Below are 20,148 nucleotides of genomic sequence, written 5' to 3'. Positions count from 1 at the left end.
TCAGCGCAAGGTCGCGCGCCAGTTGGGATCGGTGGCAAACCATTCCACTAAAAAGTCCAGCATAGTGCGCAGCGTTGCTGGCATTTGGCGGCGCGAGGTATAAATACCGTAAATCCCCATCGATTGCGGCTGGTAGTCTGGCAGCAATTCGATGAGATCGCCGTTTGCCAACAACGGAGCCGCCGAGTAGTAAGGCTGCATTGAAATGCCCGCCCCTTGCACCGTTCCCGCCAGCAGCACCACCGATTCATTAGCACTCAGATTGCCACTGACCGCTACCGCCGACTTCACCCCTTGGTTGTCAAAGTGCCACAGGCTTTTACCGAAGTAGGAGTACGTCAGGCAGTTATGCGTGGCCAGATCCTGCGGGTAGCGCGGTGTCCCATGAATTGCAAGATAAGCTGGTGAAGCACAAACCACCGAAGCACAGGTAGAAAGTGGCCGCGCGATCAGGTTCGGATCCAGTTCATTGGTGATGCGTAGCGCCAAATCGATGCGTTCCTCCACCAGATTCACCGTTCGATTGTTCATTTGCAGATCCACCGCCACCTGTGGATGACGCTGCAGATACTGTGCCACCGCCCCCACCAACGCGGTCTGCCCCAGCGATTGCGAACAGGAAATGCGCAACAGCCCCTGTAAGTCGTCATTTTGCTGGTTATCGACCAGATCGATTTCCCCAGCCAACGCCAGCATCTGGCGGCAACGCTCCAGCGTACGTTCGCCAGCGTCGGTCAGGCTCAGCTTGCGGGTGGTGCGGTGCAGCAAACGTGCCCCAGCCCACTGCTCCATCTGCGCCAGATAACGCGTCACCATGGCACGCGACATCTCAAGCCGCTCTGCGGCCGCAATCATACTGCCACGTTCGACAATGGTGACAAAAACCTCAGCTGCAGTAATGCGATCCATGATTCGCTCGATTTATGCAATAAATAATTGCTTATTGTCCGATTTTTCTCTCGGTTTATGCAACATATCATCTTGGAAAACCCACTATAAGGACACCTGCACATGTTTAAGAAATCATTAATGACCCTGGCGTTAACCAGTTTCACCGTTTTTGGCACTGATGCCCACGCAACCAATGCGCTGACGATGGAAGTGTATAATCCTGGCGAGAACAGCCTATTCCCGGTTTCTTCAGAAATTATCAGCGGTAAACACGAAGTGGCTCTGATTGATGCGCAATTCCAGCGTAACGATGCCCAAAATTTGGTGAAAAAAATCAAAGCTACCGGCAAGAAACTGACCACCGTGTATATCAGCCATTCAGATCCGGATTTCTACTTCGGCTTGGATGTGATTAAGGCAGCCTTCCCGCAGGCTAAAATCATCGCCTCACCTGGCACGATCGCCGCAATCAACGCCACTAAAGACGGTAAAATGGCCTATTGGGGGCCGATCCTCAAAGACAATGCGCCGCAAGAAATTATCGTTCCACAACCGTTGCAGGGCGATAGTTTTACCCTCGATGGCCAGAGAGTAGAAATAAAGGGCCTGACTGGCCCGACACCCGCTCGCACTTATGTCTGGATCCCGGCGTTACAGGCCGTGGTCGGCGGTGTTGCGGTGGCCGGTAACAATATTCATCCTTGGCTGGCGGATAACCAGAGTGAACAATCCCGGGCTCATTGGCAGCAAACGCTGGAAAGCATCAAAGTGTTGAAGCCAGAAGTTGTCGTGCCGGGTCACTTCCTGCCAGGTGCCGCACAATCTCTGGAATCAGTGACTTTTACCCAAAACTACCTGAAGGTACTGGAAAAAGAATTACCGCAGGCGAAGAATGCCGACGCCCTGATCGCTGCGATGAAAAAGCACTACCCCGGCCTGAAAGACGGTTCCAGCCTGGAACTGAGTGCAAAAGTGCTGAAAGGTGAAATGAAGTGGCCGCAATAAACCGGGCAATGAGGGTAAAGCAATGAATACCGCAACGCTGCATTACATTTTCGATCCGCTGTGTGGCTGGTGCTATGGTGCAGCACCGCTGGTACAAGCTGCTCAGACGCTTCCTGGGCTACGGATTGCCTTGCACGCCGGCGGCATGATGACTGGCAGCAACCGCCGCCGGCTCGGCGACGAATGGCGTAACTACGTGATGCCACACGATAAACGGATTGCCTCACTGACCGGGCAGAAGTTCGGTGAAAAATACTTTAACGGGCTGCTGCGCGATACCACCGCCGTGATGGATTCCACACCACCGATTACCGCAATTCTGGCTGCCGAACAGATCGCTGGGCGTGGTGTTGACATGCTGCGCCTAATTCAGGAGGCGCACTATCAAGAAGGGCAACGCATTGCTGATACGCCGGTTTTGACATCATTGGCAAAAGCATTGGGCCTATCGACTGCCGTATTTCTTGCCGAGATGCGCTTCAAAAGCGGGGCACCGACCACCCAGCACATTGCAGAAAGCCGCGCGTTGCTTGCCCAGATTCAAGGCCATGGATTTCCGACCTTCGCGCTACAGCACAGCGATGGGCATCTGCGCCAAATTCCAGTGGGCAACTATCTGGGAGATGTGGCAGCCTGGAAAGAACTGCTGAGCAATACCGCACACTGAACACCGCTTGCCCTTTCTGTTGGAAGGGCAAGTTATTCCCCTGCCAAACCACCCCCACAATCCATTGCCTTCATCCATGACAAAATAGTTAGCCGTGTCAAAACTGCTTACATGTCATAATTTGTTTGTTACCCTTCGTGCGCCCATGCTGGTAGGAAACAATATATTCTGGAAGATCATGAACAACACTATTTCGCAGAAACATGCCGTCTGGCAATTAATTAAACCCTTTTGGGTTTCGGAAGAGAAATGGCGCGCCTGGACGATGCTGATCGCCATCGTGGCTCTGTCCCTTGGGTTGGTCTATATCAGCGTGCTGATCAACCAGTGGAATCAGGTGTTCTACGACGCGCTGCAAAATAAAAACTATCCGGTATTTAAAGAGCAACTGTGGCGCTTTACCTACCTGGCATTGATCTTCATCGTGTTGGCGGTTTACAAGGTCTACCTGATGCAAGGCTTGCAAATGCGCTGGCGAAGCTGGATGACGGAAAGATTCATGGGGAAATGGCTGGCTCATCGCGCCTACTACCATACCGAGCAGCAGCAGATTATCGATAACCCAGACCAACGTATTGCTGACGATCTCAACGTTCTGACGCAATATACGCTGTCGCTGTCACTCGGCCTGCTTTCCAGCGTGGTCACACTCGCTTCGTTTGTCAGCATTCTCTGGCACATCAGCGGACCAATGACCTTCGCGATCGCCCAACATTCCATCACCCTACCGGGCTATATGGTGTGGTTTGCCCTGCTGTACGCGGCATTGGGTTCACTGGTGATTTGGTGGGTCGGTAAGCCGCTGGTCATGCTGGGTTTTAACCAGGAACGCTATGAGGCAAACTTCCGTTTCGGCCTGATCCGTATCCGTGAAAACAACGATGCCATTGCGCTGTATCACGGTGAACCACGGGAAAAACAACAGTTGAATAGCCGCTTTGACGCGATTCGCAGCAACTGGTGGTCCATCATGCGTATTACGCGCCGCCTCAATATTGCCAGTAACTTCTATGGCCAGTTTGCCATTATTTTCCCGCTGCTGGTGGCCGCCCCGCGTTACTTCTCTGGCGCTATCCAGATGGGGGGATTAATGCAGATCGCCTCTGCGTTCGGCCAGGTGCAAGGGGCACTGTCGTGGTTTATTGATGCATTCACCAATCTGGCCACCTGGAAGGCCTGCGTTAACCGTCTGGCGGGTTTTAACGCGGCAATAGACGAAGTGCATAACCAACCTCGCGGTATTCAACTGCAAGCAGAAAGCACCCAACCGCTGGCGCTGCGCGATCTGAGCATGACCCTGCCCGATGGCCAACCGCTGCTGGGCGCAGCGACTATAACGCTGAAACGTGGGGAGCGTGTGCTGATCGTCGGCCCATCTGGCTGTGGTAAATCCACCCTGCTGCGCGCCATTGCCGGGATCTGGCCTTACGGTTCCGGTGAAATCGGCCTGGATAAGACCTTAAGCACCTTGTTCCTGCCGCAACGCAGCTATATTCCAATCGGTACGTTGCGTGAAGCGCTGAGTTATCCACATCAGGACAAAAACTACAGCGATGAGCAGTTACTAAAAGTGCTGGAAAATTGCCGTTTGAAACACCTGCAACGTTGGTTGGATACCAGTGCCAACTGGAGCCATCGGTTATCGCCAGGTGAGCAACAACGGTTGGCATTTGCCCGCGCCATCCTCACCCGCCCAGACGTTCTGTTCCTGGATGAGGCCACCAGTGCGCTGGATGATGAAACCGAGCAATTGATGTACTGCCTGCTGGTGGACGAACTGCCAGACGTTACGCTGGTGAGCGTGGCACACCGCAACAGCGTGGCGAAGTATCACCAGACCTGCTGGCGTTTCAGCCGCAATGAAAAAGGGCTGGCACACATGGCGCTGAGCCCGCTACCAACGGTGTACTAAAGCATCGGGCAATACTCTTATACCCTATCTCAACGGGCACCCCATGGTTCGTCAGTTGAGATAGGGTGTTCAGAACCAACCGTCTATAAAAACGTGCTGCGAAGGCCGTTTCGCCAAAGAGCAAAAAGCCCCTCTTTCAACGCGCAACCTCGCAATATCATCGATTCACTCAGCTAAGCAAACCGACGCCGACATAGGTGACTAACCCAACAACCACTAAAATAAGGATGACGGCGGCGGTATAAAGAGCAATACGGCGGGGGCTGTAATAGGGCATATTTATTCCTCTTAATTTTATATAAATCAGTAATAAGTTTATACCCAAGTACATGTAATTGCAGCTATACCCCAAATAATTCGAGTTACTTGACAAAAACGCCCTGCGTTTTTGAACAGCACTTGCGCTGGCCCCGTAGGGGCTCGGCCCAGACTTGGCCGAGTAACGCGGCAACAGAGCGACAAATGGGCCAATAGACCCATTCGGACGGCGCTTGCGCCAGCCCACAGGGTGAGCCTCTTTGAGGCTCGTAATCCTCAAAAGCGGGTTCAAGTAGTGAGTAAGGGAACGAACAGCCTGAAGTCTGGTGGGTATATAAGAGTACGAAAAATACAACTACAGCACTATTATACTATCAACTTTTCCTTAAACTGCGTCTAAACAAACCGGTGAAAATTAGTTCATAGAAAATTAATCTTCAGCCACAGATAACGTAGCCTGTTGAAATAAAAATGCTGTTCAAAATTAAATTATCCAATAACCATGAAAAATGTATGCATTAACCATCCATAAGAAAATGCTTACCCCGCAAAAAAAATGCATTTATCCGCTTGATTACAAGATATCATAGGATATCACCCTCAATTAAACGATTATTTTATGAACAGATGCGCTATTTTTTTTCACATTAATAGCGTGAAACCCCTCTGTAACACTACTCTCACGCAAATTTTAACAGAAAATTCTTAGATTGGGCCATCGCTATTTCAATTGCTGACAAGAGGTATTCGATGTTTAAATAACCACGTCAAATTAATATTTGCTTTTTATAACTCAGGATATGGAAAATGAAAAAACGCAAATATCTCAGTCACATTGAAATTGAGAGAATGATCTCTGCCATACCGGATGGACCCAATGGCTGGCGAGATCGCTGTATGTTGTTGATGTGCTTTATTCACGGGTTACGCGTCAGTGAACTCAGAGGGTTGCGCTTAGAAGACATTGATCTTACAACCAATCGCCTGCATGTTTCTCGTTTAAAAAATGGTTTCTCTGTTCAACATCCGATTCAAATTCGCGAACGTTTAGCACTGAAAAAATGGCTGGCCCAACGACCAAGCTATCTGGAATCTGACAGTCCATGGTTATTTCTGTCACGTCACGGCGGGCAAATTTCACGGCAGCAACTTTATCGTTTGATAAAAGCCTACGGAGAATTAGCCGGGATCAGTGTGCAAGTGCATCCGCATATGCTGCGCCATTCCTGTGGATATGCACTTGCTGACAAAGGCGTTGATACACGGCTAATTCAAGATTATTTAGGGCACCGAAATATTCAAAACACTGTGATTTATACCGCAAGTAACGTTGAGCGTTTCAGGACTATAAATATTTAACCCGAAAAATCGAGCTGTCTTTAATTATCCCCAACGCTCAACGTCTTAAGATTACCATTACCTTACAGGAGTAACAGTATCGGCAGGAGCCACTACGTCTAATATCTTCACATTATATACCATCGTAGACCCCGGCGGGATGTCGGGTGGTAGGCCTTTGTCGCCGTAAGCCAGGTTTGGCGGAACTACCATCGTCATGCTGCCGTGATTTTGCAACTGTGAAAGTGCGGTTTTAAACATAGGAGGATAACTGCCCAATGGTTGCCTGATCGAGGTGCCAGCAGCCTCCATATCTTTAATCACTTTGCCATTCGTCAGGCTTTCTTTCACAACCACAGACACAATGCTGGTATCGTCAATCTTGCCTTTACCCGCATTGTCGATGCGGTAGAAATAGCCGGAAGCATCCTTCTTCACCTGCTTCTGCTTTTTAAACTGCGCAATATAGCGCAAGCCTGCAGCTTCCGTTTCCTGTGTACGCTGCTTTTCATTGGCACTCAGCTCAACCTCGGTAGCCTGCAATGCTTTATTTATTTGCTCCTGCTGCAGCTTGATCTTGCCAGAGAACGTATCCTGCACGCCGGCTAACGCCAAGCGGCTATCGACCTTGATCCCTTGTGCCGTTTTTTCTTTCAGCAATGCCAGCATATCATCGGCCAACGAGCTACCGATCGCATAATCACGAATTTCACTCTCGGTTTTCGGTTCTACAACGGCATCATTCTGAGCTTTCTGTAATGCGGACAGTTGCTGTTCCAATGCGCTGTAGTCACGCATTTTCTCGCTTGCACTATCCCGTAATGCAACAAGCTGGCTCTGCAGTTCGTCACTCTGCTTGCGGCTCTGATCCAAAGCGGCCTGCAATGCCTGATTATCTTTGGCTTTATCACTTTGTGATGCAGACAATGTCTCTAGCTGTTTTTTCAATGCAGCCACTTGTTGCTCACTTTCAGCCGCTTTATTCGTCAGCATTGCCAACTGCTGTTGTGCTGCCTCACTCTGCTGCTTACTTTGCGCCAATTGCGCTTTCAGGGCATCCTGCTCACTGCTCTTACCCGTTTGTGCCACGGTCATTGCCTCCAGTTGCTTCTGCAATGCCGAGGCCTTTTGCTCTTTCTCGCTGGCTTTTGCTGTTAACACAGCTAATGTTTTTTGTACTTCTTCATTTTGCTTACGGCTTTCGTTCAGCTGTGTCTGAAGTAGCTGGCTTTGTTTATTTTTCTCATTTTGGGATAGCGCCAATGCCTCTAACTGTTTCTGCAATGACGCACTTTGCTGCTGACTTTTATCCAGAGCCTGCTGCAGGCGGCCAGTATCCTGCTTAACCTCGGACTTGGCTGCCGTAGCTGCGGCCAAATCCTGCTGCATCTGCTCCGTTGCCCGCAGGTTATCTTGGAGATTTTGTTTCAACTGCGCAATTTCAGCACGCGCATCAGCATCCTGTTGGGCTACTTGACGCAGCTGTTTCAGTTCCTGATCCCGCTGGCTCAGAGAGGTATTCAACTGGTTGATTTTGGCCTGTAGCGCTTTTAGCTCTGCCACAGGCGCGGATTGCGCCTCACTTGCCCGCTTGCTCTGTGCACTTCTGGTCGATTTTGTGGGGCTTCTCTTTTCAATCGGGGGAGGTGTGGCGGCTTCTAGCTGCGAGGGAGTCAACAGCAACAGCGCAGGAGTTTCATCCACTTGGCTGGTGATCGCATTCAATGACTCGAGCGTGCTCCTCATGTCATCTTGCAGTTTATCGGCACCAAAAGCGCAGCTCAAAGGCAGCGTCAATGTAAAAAAAAAGCCATATTTTAGACCCGGTTTCACTTCAGACTCTCCCCTTTACGAATCAATCCATTCAACACATCGCGCTGAATTTCAGCACACACCTGATTGGTTTTATATTTATACAAGGCGTCCAATGTATCTTTGGTCGACGTGTTGACATCGCCACGTACGGCACTATAGACCGACGCATTTCTGACCAGACTATCGAAATACGCTTTTCTGGCGGCATAGGCCTTTGGATTTACCGTTTTCAGTGAAGCAAGCTCACTCTGGCATAAGCCCAGACGATTTGGTTTTGCTTCTGATTGTTCAATCACAGGTTGAGGTTGAATCGGCGGTTCGATGGCAACAGGAGAGGAAATGCTCGGTTGCACCTTGGGTGGAGGGGGACTGCTTTTGCTTGCGCAACCGGCCAATAACAAACCGCTACTGACGATAAATCCAACCAACAGCCGCCTGCTGCCTCTGTTGGTTTTCTGAAGTTGTTCCAATTCTATTCCTTCCTCGCTGGATAATGACCTGCCATCATCACCCTGGGGTGGAGCACCTCCACCGGGGGTAACCATGTCGGTAATGTTTTAATTTCTCGGCTATTGCCACGAATATGGCCTGCGAGACCGTCAACCGAGCCCTCTGAGTCGTCACACAAGGTCAACTCCAGATACAAATATTCCAGCATTTCTTTCATTGCCACCAGTTCGGCACTGTGAGTGATCCCCAGTTTATGCATGGCTTTACCCTTGATTGCCATTACCGTTTTTTCGCTGCGCAGCAGCAATTTCGCGGTACGCTTTACCGAGTCCCCCTCCAGTAAGTGCTGTAATACCCTCAGCTCCATCAGACGCAATGTTACCTCATCTGGAACTTTGCTCAAGTTATCAGACAATACATTTTTTATTCTGGTACTGCAGTAGAAAGTTCCACGCCCTATCTGCGTAAAAGCTTCCTGAATTTCCCGCAAGGAATCATGCTGACTTAAGATGCTACTGACATTCAACTCATATAAACGCCGCAAGAAATAGGGGATATAGACATCCACTATCACGGCAATCTGCATGTTTGGCCTGGTCTGGCGTAGTGTCCAGATAAACTGTAACTGCTCCAGCCAGTCCGTCTGCTGCCGACCAACGGAGACCACCAGCAGCTCAATGTTGGAGGTGACCAGCCTTAAGCGGGCCTCAGTCAGAGAATGCATCCGCCAACATTGCCAGATACCATTATGCTCTTTCAAGTGATGTTCAATGCCGTTCGCCATCATTTGGCAAGGAATCAGTAGCGCGGCACGTGAGATCGGTGAACTGCATAGAGTCATGAAATTTCCCTTCCATGAGAAAGATGGCTGACTGCCCGCAAGTATGATCGTGAAGGTATTTGTCTACACCCTAAATAACTCAAGGCGCTTGTAGGCGACAAATGCTGGATATCCTAAGAGCATCACTATGTGACTGGGGCGACAGCGTGTGACCAACACCCATTTAGGCTGGTATATAGGATAAGCGAATAGGGAATCCCTATTCGCAAGGTCATCAATCACACGCAAACTGCTGGGTGATGTTCTTTCTGAGCGAGAAGAGCTCACTGTCATTTTTGACTTGCAGCTTGCGCATGGCATTACATTTATGTGCGCTGATAGTTTTAATACTACGGTGCTGCAGTTCAGCAATTTCGCGCAGACTCATACCATTGAACAGGAATGTCAGTACATCATTTTCGCAACGAGTCAGGCTATACAGGCTGGAAACATCATCAGAATCGGCACGGGCCAGATAAGAACCAATCAAGGGGCTTAATACGCGTTCGCCGTTGAATACACGGCTGAAAAACTCACCCACCAGTTGCAGGGCATCTCCACGGGAAACAACGCTGATGTTAGCAACATCAAGCAATTTACCCAAGTCTTCCCTTTTCTGGCAACGGGTGTAAACAATCACTCGTAACGCGGGCAATTGTGCACACAAATTCAGCAAGGCTTCGCGCCCCTGCACGGCTGTTTCATTCAGACCGTTCAATTCCGTGATGAGAATATCGACCGGCTGATATAACAACCCTTCGGAAACCGCCGCCATACTGGTTTCCTGTACAATAATTTCATTCGGTACGCTCAGCGACCCAATAAAACACGACAACCCGGTCAACGTAAGCGGGCTGCGATCCATCAAGGCGATACCAATCGGTTTTTGCGACGAAAAAGCCATATTCTACTCCTGTATGAATAACGCGCTCATTCCATCCAAGAATGAGTACCATCTGTATAAACGTCAGCCTAGCGGGCAAATACCGGGCCAGTTTTTGCCATCCATTTGCCCTGCAGATAAAGCTCGCCGTCACTCTGGAAGCCTAACTTGTGCATGGCATTACGCTTGTGAGTGCTGACGGTGCGGACATCGCGATGCATCATCAACGCGGCTGTGGTCACACTTTTTCCGGAGAACAGATAAGCCAGTACGTCCAGCTCGCGAGCCGTTAACGCTTTTCCACCAGTAGAATGATTAGTCAGTAACTGTCTGACTTTATGGCTATAACTGCGGCGTCCGGCAATCACCTGCTGCACACATTGTGTCAGAGCGATTGCAGGTTCCTGCTTCAATACCAGCCCCTTGATCCCTGATGCGGTAAGTAATTGCAGCACCCGAGGGTCATCAAGCGCGGTACAGACAATCATGGAGGTCGTTGGCCAGTGTTCCAGGCAAAGAGCAATAAGCCGCAAGCCATCCAGCACAGATTCTTCTTCCCCACACAATTCCATAATCAGTAATTTAGCGGGGCGTTGATGCATCAACGTAGGGATTTCCGAAAGGTTGCTGACAATTTGCACCCCATCCGCAAATCCACAGGACTGGGCCAAAATGTTACGCATACCGAGTGCGGTGATTGGGCAGGACTCCATTACAATCACGCTTTCCCCTTTTTGCCCATAAAGATGTGGCGAAGGCGCACTCACTCTCTGATAAGTATGAGCTATGGTCATAGTTATTCTCCCTTTCTGCAGATTACCGATTTTTTACTACGTCCTTTATCAATGGGTATATAGAATTGCCCTTTATTAACTGAGGGTTATTATTTTCTTTACTTTTCCCAAGTGACTGCTCAAAACGAAATCGCTATAAAATAAAAGCCCCACCAACAAATAACCTAAATACAGGCAATGAAGAATCCGTCATGAGAGCGGGGTTAAATATCTCATGACGGATAAAAACGAATTAGTAGTTACTGATAGGTAAATGCCACTTGGACAGTACCCACAACGCTACCTGGTGCTACATCACCTTGGAATGAATAAGCACGGGCCTGCAAATTGTAAGTAGCCTGATTGGTTGCCAATACCACTGGCGCAATCAGGGTGCTGCCATTACCTTGTCTCACGCCTGTAGCCACGTTCTGCAACTCGATTTGTACATTAGTCGCATCGCCGGTATTTTTATAAAGACCGGTTTCTTCGGCAGCTTGAGTACCACTAAATGCCGCTGTGATTTGAGTCGTGGACGTGGGGCAGTCTTTCAAGCTAATAGTGACCGGTACCCAAGTAGAACCGGTTTTCGCCGTCAGGCTTGTAGCCTGAATATTGTCCCCTAAATTAACGTTAATATTGCCACCTGCGGCATCAACGGTACATGGGGAGGCTTTGACTGTGCCAGTGATGTTTAATGCTACTGTATCTGCTGCCAGCGCAGAGTAACTGATCCCCACACTCGCTATAGCCATGCAGAGTAATGTTTTCTTTAATGCCTGCTTATAATCTTTCATAATGTCCTTATCCTTTTAAATATTCAGCTACAGAAGCTAGTTATAAATACTATTGAATCTCAACCTTGATGGTGCCTGTCACATTATTAAACACACCTACTGCAGGCGTGTTGCCAGTGGTATTCACAGGGTAAACATTAATTTCCGCTTGCCCAGTACTCTCCTGCTGTCCAAGCCCAGTCATATTGACAGGAATTGCCCCATTAACCGGTGAAATCTCATTCCCATTGCCATCTTTAATTTTTATTGCGATATCGTTATTTGTCGTTTTTAGTGCATCGCCCATCTTAGAATCGGGTTCAGAACTAAGGGTAAGGTCGACCTTAACCCCTTCTGATATATTCTGACATGCTACCGTTATCTGCTGTTTTACTGGTGTAAAACCGTCTGGCATAGCCCCCGCCGTTTTGAATTTACTTGACATAATATCACCAAGGTTAATGGTGATAGGATCTGGGCTAATAACACAACTTTGGGGAACAGTCACAGTACCTGATAACCAAACATTGACAGCAGGAGTAGCATTACCGCTGTTAGGTTTTGAGGAGATAAATATATCAATTAGTTTTACTGGTGTTATGACCTGCTGCCCAATAAATGGACGACGAAAGTATAGATGCAGCATCCCAGTGGCACCAGTATCATATGCCCACTCACAGAATTGATCTGAAACACCATTCGACATTTCGGGGAAAGGGATTGCTACATACTTCTTTACATTACCAGCGATCCAGATCTCTGAAGAGATCGCCAGATAATCATTTAATATATATCCGGTAAGACCATTTACGTCAAAACCCGCCAAAGGTAACGGTGTTACAGCTCTAATATATGAGGCTTGCATTTTTGGAGGATTATCGCAGTCGCAATTCATGACATACGTTGGTTTATTCCAAAAGCCAGCAGAAACGTTAACGAGAGTTTGCCCAGCAACGTTCTCCGAAGGGTTCGGGTATGTTTTAGTAAAGTCAACGTTAATCTGTGTAGCATTATTAGGTGAAGCACTAGGCATGCAGATACCAGTGGCAGCATAGGCATTCTGCATCAGACATATACTCCCAAAGAGGGCCATGCTAGTTGCTAACGGATGAAGCATCGAACGTAATGTTTTCATAATCAAACCTTTATAAACACTGGCCATTTATCTGCTGAATACCGATATTCTCTTTCTGCTCAGGAACAGAATAAGATACCTGGCACTGTTCTGAGGCTGCATTACCCCATTTCACATTCAGCTTGCCGCTGCCGGACATCCCGGTGAGGTAAACCTGCCCGCTATCACCTACAATGCTGGCATTCTGCCCTGCCTCATCGGTCACAGTGGCACCGAACGGCACCGGCGCTCCACCTTGCATCAGCAAGGTCATCAACACACGCTGGCCAATATTGGGTTTAAATTCAGCACGAACCACCGCACCACGGGTTGGGATCACCGTCTGGCTGGTCAACGTCATATCCACATCATCAGGCAACGTTGTGGTATCAAAACCTGCAGTATTCTTACGATAAGCAGAGGCATAAGGCACCACTGCATAACCACGCCAGTCGGTCGTTACCCCAGTTTGGTTGGCGATATTGACACCTTTAGCACCCGGTGCTTTCACCAACACCACGGTCTCACCTAGCGATTGCGACAAGGTCAGGCCGTTTTCGTGCACCATTACGCCCCCCTGCGCACCGTAATTGAGGCGGTGTTGTGATTTATCATAGCCATAACCTACGTTAACTTGGCCCAAACCACCGCGATAGCCAAGGTTAGCGTTACCATTAGCTCCACCTCCTTGACTGGTGTATCCCTGGCTAACGTTGTAGCTCAGGTTACCGGTTGGCAACGCCGTTCCGCCCACCCCTACAGTATTACTGGTCGCACCATGGCGACTGGTATTCATGCTGTAAGAGGCATAACTACTATTGGTCAGCCATTTACTGAGGGGTACGCTGATATTTAAGGCAAAGATCTGGTCGGTATAATTTGTCCGATCGCCATTACTATCGTAACCGTTCTTACTGTAGGTATAGTTCAGGCCATAACTGATGCTGTTCCAGTTATTGTTATACCCAACGCTCGCGGACTGATTGCGGCGATTCTCGTTCCAGTAATCTTCACTGACCAAACTGAGCGACACCGAACCGGCGCCTTCCCACAAGCTTTGGCTCAACGACAGCTCTGCCCGGCTCTTTTTATGAGCAAAATACGGTGCTGACCTACCGTCGGTATAAGTATCCAAGGTTTCTTGCAGCGTGTAGAACCCTTGCGTTGAATAACGATAGCTCGCCAAACTGAAGTTGGTCCCGGTCTCAACAAAGCTCTTACCGTAGCGCAGACGATATGATTGACCGTTATCCTTCGCCATATTCTCTGGCTTAGCCCAGGCTTGAGTAATGTCGGCAGACAGTGCGCCGATTACGCCCATATTCTGCCCCCAGCCAAGCGCGATTGACTGGTATTTACTGGCTGCCTGTACGCCACCATAAATGGTCGCACCCCACGGCAAGCCATAAATCCCCGTACCTTGAGTAAACGGAGTTTTTTCGACGTCGCTATTAGATGAACGGTACTGACCACTGGTCAGGCTATATTTGAAACGCCCTTCACGTTGCAGCACTGGCACAGACGCAAATGGCACAACCAGATTCTGCTCACTGCCATCCGCCTCTTTGATCGAAACGTTCAGGTCACCACTGCCTGCGGTGGGATACAAGTCCTTGATCTCAAAAGCACCGGGTGCCACATAGCTTTGATAGATGATAAAGCCGTTCTGACGGATGGTAACCTGTGCGTTACTGCGAGCAATCCCACGTACTACCGGCGAATAACCTTTCATGCTGTCTGGCAACATATCGTCATCAGAAGCTAACTGCCCCCCCCGGAACGGCACGCTATCAAATACATCACTTGGCGAACTGCTCTCACCCAATACCATTTGGCTTTTCAGCGCAATAATATCGCGCTGCAGGTAGGTATTGATGGAATTCCAATGGTTATCACCATTAGTATCGCGGTTCCAAGTGGAATAGTTACGCAAACGCCACGCCCCCAGGTTTGCCCCGGAACGTAAATTAAGGAAGTAACTGCTGGTGTTACCATTAGAACCATTTATGCCGCTATTGTTATTGCTGTTATTATTGTTATCATCTCGGCTCCAACTATTAGCCCCGCTGAAGTTATAATTCACTAACAAAGCAGGGACACCCTGATCCCATTTCTCTGGCGAAACATAATCACGAGCAGCCAAGTTCAAAGCAGCTTGAGGAATACTCAAATCCAAACGTTGCTGATTAAAACGGAATGTAGCCGCAGCCTGTGGAATGGAGTTTGCCAGATTGACGCACTCTCCTGAGGCTTTGATCGCTGGGAATGAATCAATTTTTACCCCCATCGATTCAAGCATTCCGCTACTCAGGCAAGGCTGCAGGCTCTCTTTACCTGCAGCATCTTTCTGCAGGGAGAAATCAAGGTCGTGAGTTTCGACCATTTGGCCATTCAAATAGATATCAACCCGATATTTACCTGGAGCCTGAGTGTTACCATCCTCAAAAACCGTCAGATCAGCGCCTCGCTGAGACGGATTATCGAGCTCCAACAATGCGGGGTTAAAAAAATCGCGAGCCTGTACACCACCGGAAAGCCCCATTAACATTGCAACCTGACATGAAATTAACCAAGCCAGAGGGGTACGGTTAAATCCGCGAGAGCCTAAACGCTTCGGGTTATTCATCCATTTAACTCCATTTATCAGCAGTGCCAGCAGATTCCGGCAAGCCGCGTCCTTTCCCTGTCATTACCTGTACAAGGATTGATTTTTAATTATCTTGACGTGTGCTTTATAAATTCCCGGTAAAAGGTTTACTGGTACCGCCGTAGTCATTAATAATTTCCCAACTCAGTGCACCACCGCTGACACCCGCAGGCAGATCAAAACGAGCACTGGATTGTGGTGCAACCATGGTTGCATTCTTGATAGGGCTACCGTTAACCTTGACGTTAAAGAAGGTAACGTAATAAGGCGAAGAGTTCGTCACCTGCAATGCATTGCCGCTACGTTGCCACTTTAATGCCTGAGCCGCCTGATCCAACGAACCTTGCAACCCCTGTGGACGATAAATCAGCTTGATGCGGGTTTTAACCGCGATTTGCAGCGTATTATCTTTTTTCTCTGCGGAAGGAATAGATTTAATATTGAGCCAATATAAAGACTCTTTGTCGGTTGGCAGATTGCCCCCCGCACGTACCACACGCAGAATATTATCTTGCCCACCGTCTAAGCGGAATAGTGGCGGCGTTATAATAAATGGGGCTTTAGAGGTATCACCTTCCTGAGTATCAACCCAAGACTGAACCAGATAAGGAACCTTATCAGGGTTACTGATATTTAAAGAAGACTCCTTTTTCGCTCCATCATAAATCAAACGAGTTCCGCCAATGACAACACCCGCCTGAGCCTGCAAGCCTGATATCAATAATAGCACTGCGGCTGTTGCGCTCTGCCAAACTTTCATTTCTTGTTTACCCATTTAAACCATATAGAGAAAAGCCAGGGGGAATTCCCCCTGACCAGGCTTTATGCTGCCCTGGTGAAATCAGGCAGACAAAACTTAAGGATAAACAATAGTAAAGTTGGTAACGGCGTTAGCAGAACCAGAAGTCACGTTCGCTGAAGTTGAAATATAGCGAGCAACAAAATCCAGGTTATTAACAGCAGTACCACTGGCCAATGCGTACTCAGAAGATCTGTCGAACAGCTTAACTACTGCACCCGTTTTATCAGTGATCTGAACACCAACGCCTGTAGCAGCGTCTGCAGCAGGGGTCAAAGCCAGCACAGAGTTATCATTTGAAGCTGAAGTACCGTCGAAACTTACACGAGCGGAAGTGATAGTATCTGGGCAGTTAGTCAGTTTCAGGGTAAAGGATTGAGCACCGGCCAGAGCACCAGCAACAGGGAATGCGGTCACACCAATAGTACCGAGGTTAACAGTCTGATCGGCTGTACCACCAGTAACAGTACAAGGGTTAGGGATAATGCTCCCTGTGAAATTAATCTTACCATCTGCAGCAAACACATTGGCGGTAAACGCGGAGGCAGCTAACATGGCAACGGCGACAAGATTCTTGTTCATACTACTTTTCCTTTAAAATAATGCACTTTATACGTGCACTTGTTTATTTCTGACATAACCCTATGTCATTCCTTTTTATTTAGTTCAGAGCCTGGAAGCTCCCTCCGTCAATAGGTATTGAGCAGCGCAAACCTTTCCAGCCAAACGATTCATTTTGAACTAAAGTGACTCCTTTAGAGGAAAAATCCAAAATTAAAAAATAAATTAATTTATTCAGATTTTAAATCTGAATAAATTAATTTAACGGGATAAAATTCCAGTCAAAAAATGAGCTAATTTTTAGTGGAGATTTACACTTGTTTTTTTTGAGAAAAAGCCGAGATATAATTGGGTTTCCAAGAAGAACATTACTCTTTTAACTATTTGTTTTTTATTGATTTTTTAGCGAATTCTAAAATATTGAATCGTTAGTGTTGACATTATTTTTGAGCATCCTTAGAGTATGTTGCAATTTAGTTCAAAGTGACTCCTTAGACATATTTAATTACGTGTCAATCACCATACTTCCTTAAACCTTCTGGCATTGCTTGCGGTATATAATACCGTATTCTGAATATTCCTATGCCCAAGAAAATCCTGAATCAAGCGAGTGTCTATCCCTCTATCTGCCAATGCGAAACCACAGCCATGACGGAGCATGTGTGGATGAGCATTCACCTCTAAATTAGCAGCCTCACTATAATTACGAATTAACCAGTAGATTCGTTGGCGTGATAAACGAGCACCCCGGTTAGAAAGAAACAACCATTCACTATCTGCCCCTCTGTAATGCTTTCTTTTTGCCAACCAGCGTTGTAGGCACTTCCTTTCACGCATGTACAAAGGGTGAATTGTCGAGAAGCCATTCTTCAGTCGATGAATATAGATATTGCCCCCCTCAAGATCGATGTCGGACAACCGCCAACTATTAATCTCACTCACTCGACAGCCATGAATAAAACACATCCAAATCAAGCAGTAATCTCGTTCAGGATTCTTACCTTTTAGGGTTGCCTCAAGCAACTTTTCCACCTCAGAAGGTGTTAAATGCTTACGACTAGTCATACAACCTCGTTAATCTTCACAAAGAAAAATGTGGATTTCTTTTTCCTTTGTCATTTCCACAATAGCTTTCAGGAGCTTTGGCCCCTACCTCCGGATAACATCCTGAATCCTGAACAGAGTATAACCGATCAGCTTAAGTGTAACACTTATGATATTAGTGTTTCTAAAACATTAACACTCAAGGTTAAGAACTTCTCATGTTATATCAAAACAGCATAATCTCAAAAATTATCAGCAAGTTAAATAATGCTTATGTTTAATGATTAAAAACAAATCAAAAAAGAGATTCTTTATTAATCAATAAAGAATTGAAATGGTAGAAATAACTACCACATAGATTAAGCGGTACAGAAGTTAATAGCTAAAATGCCTGCTAAGTCAATTGAGAGTGAATTAACTCATCCTATGAAAAAAATGAAACTAGCGCAAAAATGCAGGATTATTCCAATAAAAAACACAGAGAGTTTTCCTTTTTTTACCTAAAAAGTTGATCTATTCCGTCCAACATTAGTCATGCGTCAAACCTATAACTCGGTTTTAAAACACAAGGGCGAGGGGAGATAATGGCTCGAATAAGACAACAACCCGATGGAGCATCATATAAGAAAGTTTTATGCCCGTAGCGTAACCAAACGGGCATAGGGACAAGCGATTAAAAACCCTGTGATGCCTGCAGCCACACTTGCGGTTGTCCATCCTGCTTGCTGTCACTGTTATCGGGGTGATTTACCCGCCACGCCAGTTGCAGTGAAACCTGACGTTGATCGCCAAACCAACTGGCTCCGGTTCCTAAGGCACCACGCTGTTGGTGGTTTTTATCCGTTGTCCACGGCGATTTACTGGTTCGCACTCCACCATAGTCAAAGAAGGTTTTCCACTGCCAGGCAGGAGCGATCGCATAGCGCAGTTCTAGATTCGTCATCCAGCCCAAATCACCACTGGCAGTGCCCGATGCATAAGCCCGCACACCGTTGACGCCCCCCAGCGAGAATTGTTCTGAAGAATCGAGGTTTTTCGACGCTAGCTGACCGCTAAACTGGCTATAGACACTCCAGCGTTCACTGATCGCCTGTAACCGCAGGGCAGTCAGATTGAATTTGCTGAAGTTACCCGCCGTGCGCGCAGTTTGGCTATCGTTCTGTGCAGTGGTGGGATCAGTCATCTCCAGGTTACCGTTGCTGATACTGGCGGAAACAAAGTTTAACCCACCACCGCCAACACTGTCCTGGCCATTAGCGCTAAGACTGGCCGTCCACAACCGGCTGTTTTTATGGCTTTTGCTGTCGAACAGATCGATGTTATCCCGCAACCGCTTGTCGTCAAACTGCAGTTGACTGCTGATGGTTAACGTTCGGCTTCTGAATAACGGTTGGGAGATATAGGCACTGGTAGTGCGAGCATTACCGTACGCATCCAGATCGGCAAAATCTTTTCCCAGAGTATAGTCCATATTGGAATACGCAGCCCCCAAGCGGGTAAACCAGCGATTTATCGGGGCATCGTATGACAGAAAGTAATAATGTTGCCGCTCATCGCTAGCCAAACCACGCAAGCGCAGACGATCCCCCAAACCTAACGGGCTGTTGATCGCAACATCGGCATTCAAGCGGTTTTTACCGGTATATTTGCCGCCGTAGTTATCCACCTCAAGGTTACCGCTAAGCAAAGGTGTCGGTTTAGCTTCCACCAGCAGATCGGCAGCACCCGGTTTTTTGCTGGCAAGCAGTGTCGAACGAGCCTGCACGCCAGGCGTATCATTCAATAACAACAGGGTTTGCTGCAGTTTACCGGCGTTAATGGCCTCATCTGGCGCGATCCTGCCGATCAGGCGATTCAACGTGGCATCAGAAAGACGCGAGCTGTTGTCGGTTTTGATCTCGCCATAGTGCGCTTCCAATATGGCGATGTTCACCACACCGTTGTCAATCTCCTGTTCCGGCAGGTAGGCACGGTTAAGCACATAACCACGCTGCTGGTAATAGGTGGTGATACGCTGTGCCGCCTCATATAACTGCGGCAACGTCAGTTCACGTCCGGTGTATTCCTGCAGTTGCGCAAGCAGAATAGCGTTAGAAAATAGCGTATTGCCGCTCAGGGTAAACGTGTTCACTTTGACCGTAACCTGCTCATCGCTGGCAGGTGCCGCTGGGGCAGGTTTAGCAGGCATAGGCAGCCCCAGCTCGGGGGCGGTTGTTGGTGCCAGCATTGGCCGACGGGTATCAAGTTCACGCAGGCTTTGCCCGGCATCAGGTAGGGTTGGCGTCGCCGCTTGCACACTGCCAAATCCCAGCAGTAGCGGCAACCAAGGCCAGGCATTGCGTGGCCGGGAACTTTTTTTATTGTTTGTCATTACGTTGTCTTGTCAGGTTAGGGG

17 protein-coding genes are annotated in these 20,148 nt (G+C 48.1%); 4 read left to right on the top strand and 13 right to left on the bottom strand.

The genetic code is table 11. From position 1 onward, the window contains the following. Positions 1 to 909, bottom strand: coding sequence for a LysR family transcriptional regulator (locus IV04_RS14920; protein WP_037400607.1), 909 nt, complete (start codon positions 907 to 909; stop codon positions 1 to 3). 102 nt (positions 910 to 1,011) lie between these two features. On the opposite strand from IV04_RS14920, the gene IV04_RS14915 reads away from it, so the two are divergent. The 4 genes from IV04_RS14915 (at position 1,012) to IV04_RS14900 (ending at position 6,092) form a co-directional block, all read left to right on the top strand. Further along, positions 1,012 to 1,896, top strand: coding sequence for an MBL fold metallo-hydrolase (locus IV04_RS14915; RefSeq protein WP_037400606.1), 885 nt, complete (start codon positions 1,012 to 1,014; stop codon positions 1,894 to 1,896). Between the two features lie 22 nt (positions 1,897 to 1,918). Next, positions 1,919 to 2,563: a DsbA family protein gene (locus IV04_RS14910; protein ID WP_037400605.1), complete on the top strand. Its 645-nt coding sequence runs from the start codon at positions 1,919 to 1,921 to the stop codon at positions 2,561 to 2,563. Positions 2,564 to 2,741: 178 nt separating this feature from the next. Next, complete coding sequence (locus IV04_RS14905; RefSeq protein ID WP_037400604.1) at positions 2,742 to 4,475, top strand: ABC transporter ATP-binding protein/permease; 1,734 nt, start codon at positions 2,742 to 2,744, stop codon at positions 4,473 to 4,475. Positions 4,476 to 5,540: 1,065 nt separating this feature from the next. After that, entirely contained in the window at positions 5,541 to 6,092 is a 552-nt protein-coding gene (locus IV04_RS14900; RefSeq protein WP_037400602.1) for a tyrosine-type DNA invertase, read from the top strand. 57 nt (positions 6,093 to 6,149) lie between these two features. On the opposite strand, the gene IV04_RS14895 is transcribed toward IV04_RS14900, so the two are convergent. The 12 genes from IV04_RS14895 to IV04_RS14845 form a co-directional block, all read right to left on the bottom strand. Next, on the bottom strand, positions 6,150 to 7,904 hold the full coding sequence (locus IV04_RS14895; protein ID WP_037400600.1) for an FKBP-type peptidyl-prolyl cis-trans isomerase N-terminal domain-containing protein: 1,755 nt from the start codon (positions 7,902 to 7,904) through the stop codon (positions 6,150 to 6,152). Then, positions 7,901 to 8,356 (bottom strand): hypothetical protein, encoded by a 456-nt coding sequence (locus tag IV04_RS24730; protein WP_051916825.1) that lies wholly within the window; start codon positions 8,354 to 8,356, stop codon positions 7,901 to 7,903. The genes IV04_RS14895 and IV04_RS24730 overlap by 4 nt, the downstream gene beginning before the upstream one ends. A gap of 2 nt (positions 8,357 to 8,358) precedes the next feature. Further along, complete coding sequence (locus IV04_RS14885) at positions 8,359 to 9,177, bottom strand: LuxR C-terminal-related transcriptional regulator (protein ID WP_037400598.1); 819 nt, start codon at positions 9,175 to 9,177, stop codon at positions 8,359 to 8,361. A 214-nt stretch (positions 9,178 to 9,391) separates the two neighbouring features. Further along, the gene (locus tag IV04_RS14880; RefSeq protein WP_037400596.1) at positions 9,392 to 10,060 is read right to left on the bottom strand and encodes a response regulator transcription factor; all 669 of its coding nucleotides are present in this window, start codon (positions 10,058 to 10,060) and stop codon (positions 9,392 to 9,394) included. Positions 10,061 to 10,128: 68 nt separating this feature from the next. After that, positions 10,129 to 10,833, bottom strand: coding sequence for a response regulator transcription factor (locus IV04_RS14875; RefSeq protein ID WP_037400594.1), 705 nt, complete (start codon positions 10,831 to 10,833; stop codon positions 10,129 to 10,131). 239 nt (positions 10,834 to 11,072) lie between these two features. Continuing rightward, positions 11,073 to 11,609: a fimbrial protein gene (locus tag IV04_RS14870; RefSeq protein ID WP_037400592.1), complete on the bottom strand. Its 537-nt coding sequence runs from the start codon at positions 11,607 to 11,609 to the stop codon at positions 11,073 to 11,075. A gap of 49 nt (positions 11,610 to 11,658) precedes the next feature. Beyond that, positions 11,659 to 12,750 (bottom strand): fimbrial protein, encoded by a 1,092-nt coding sequence (locus IV04_RS14865; protein ID WP_051916824.1) that lies wholly within the window; start codon positions 12,748 to 12,750, stop codon positions 11,659 to 11,661. Next, positions 12,734 to 15,328, bottom strand: a complete 2,595-nt coding sequence (locus tag IV04_RS14860) for a fimbria/pilus outer membrane usher protein (protein WP_037400590.1) — start codon at positions 15,326 to 15,328, stop codon at positions 12,734 to 12,736. The genes IV04_RS14865 and IV04_RS14860 overlap by 17 nt, the downstream gene beginning before the upstream one ends. A 106-nt stretch (positions 15,329 to 15,434) precedes the next feature. After that, the gene (locus IV04_RS14855; RefSeq protein ID WP_037400637.1) at positions 15,435 to 16,109 is read right to left on the bottom strand and encodes a molecular chaperone; all 675 of its coding nucleotides are present in this window, start codon (positions 16,107 to 16,109) and stop codon (positions 15,435 to 15,437) included. A gap of 96 nt (positions 16,110 to 16,205) precedes the next feature. After that, positions 16,206 to 16,730: a fimbrial protein gene (locus tag IV04_RS14850; protein WP_037400588.1), complete on the bottom strand. Its 525-nt coding sequence runs from the start codon at positions 16,728 to 16,730 to the stop codon at positions 16,206 to 16,208. A gap of 495 nt (positions 16,731 to 17,225) precedes the next feature. Continuing rightward, positions 17,226 to 17,774, bottom strand: a complete 549-nt coding sequence (locus tag IV04_RS25320) for a tyrosine-type DNA invertase (RefSeq protein ID WP_072010903.1) — start codon at positions 17,772 to 17,774, stop codon at positions 17,226 to 17,228. Positions 17,775 to 18,426: 652 nt separating this feature from the next. Continuing rightward, complete coding sequence (locus IV04_RS14845; protein WP_051916823.1) at positions 18,427 to 20,124, bottom strand: ShlB/FhaC/HecB family hemolysin secretion/activation protein; 1,698 nt, start codon at positions 20,122 to 20,124, stop codon at positions 18,427 to 18,429. Positions 20,125 to 20,148 lie beyond the last annotated feature (24 nt).

Source organism: Serratia sp. Ag1 (genome assembly GCF_000743355.1).
In the GTDB taxonomy this organism is placed as follows: domain Bacteria; phylum Pseudomonadota; class Gammaproteobacteria; order Enterobacterales; family Enterobacteriaceae; genus Chania.
The sequence above is the reverse complement of the archived record's forward strand: the minus strand, read 5'-3'. Positions and strand labels throughout refer to the sequence as shown.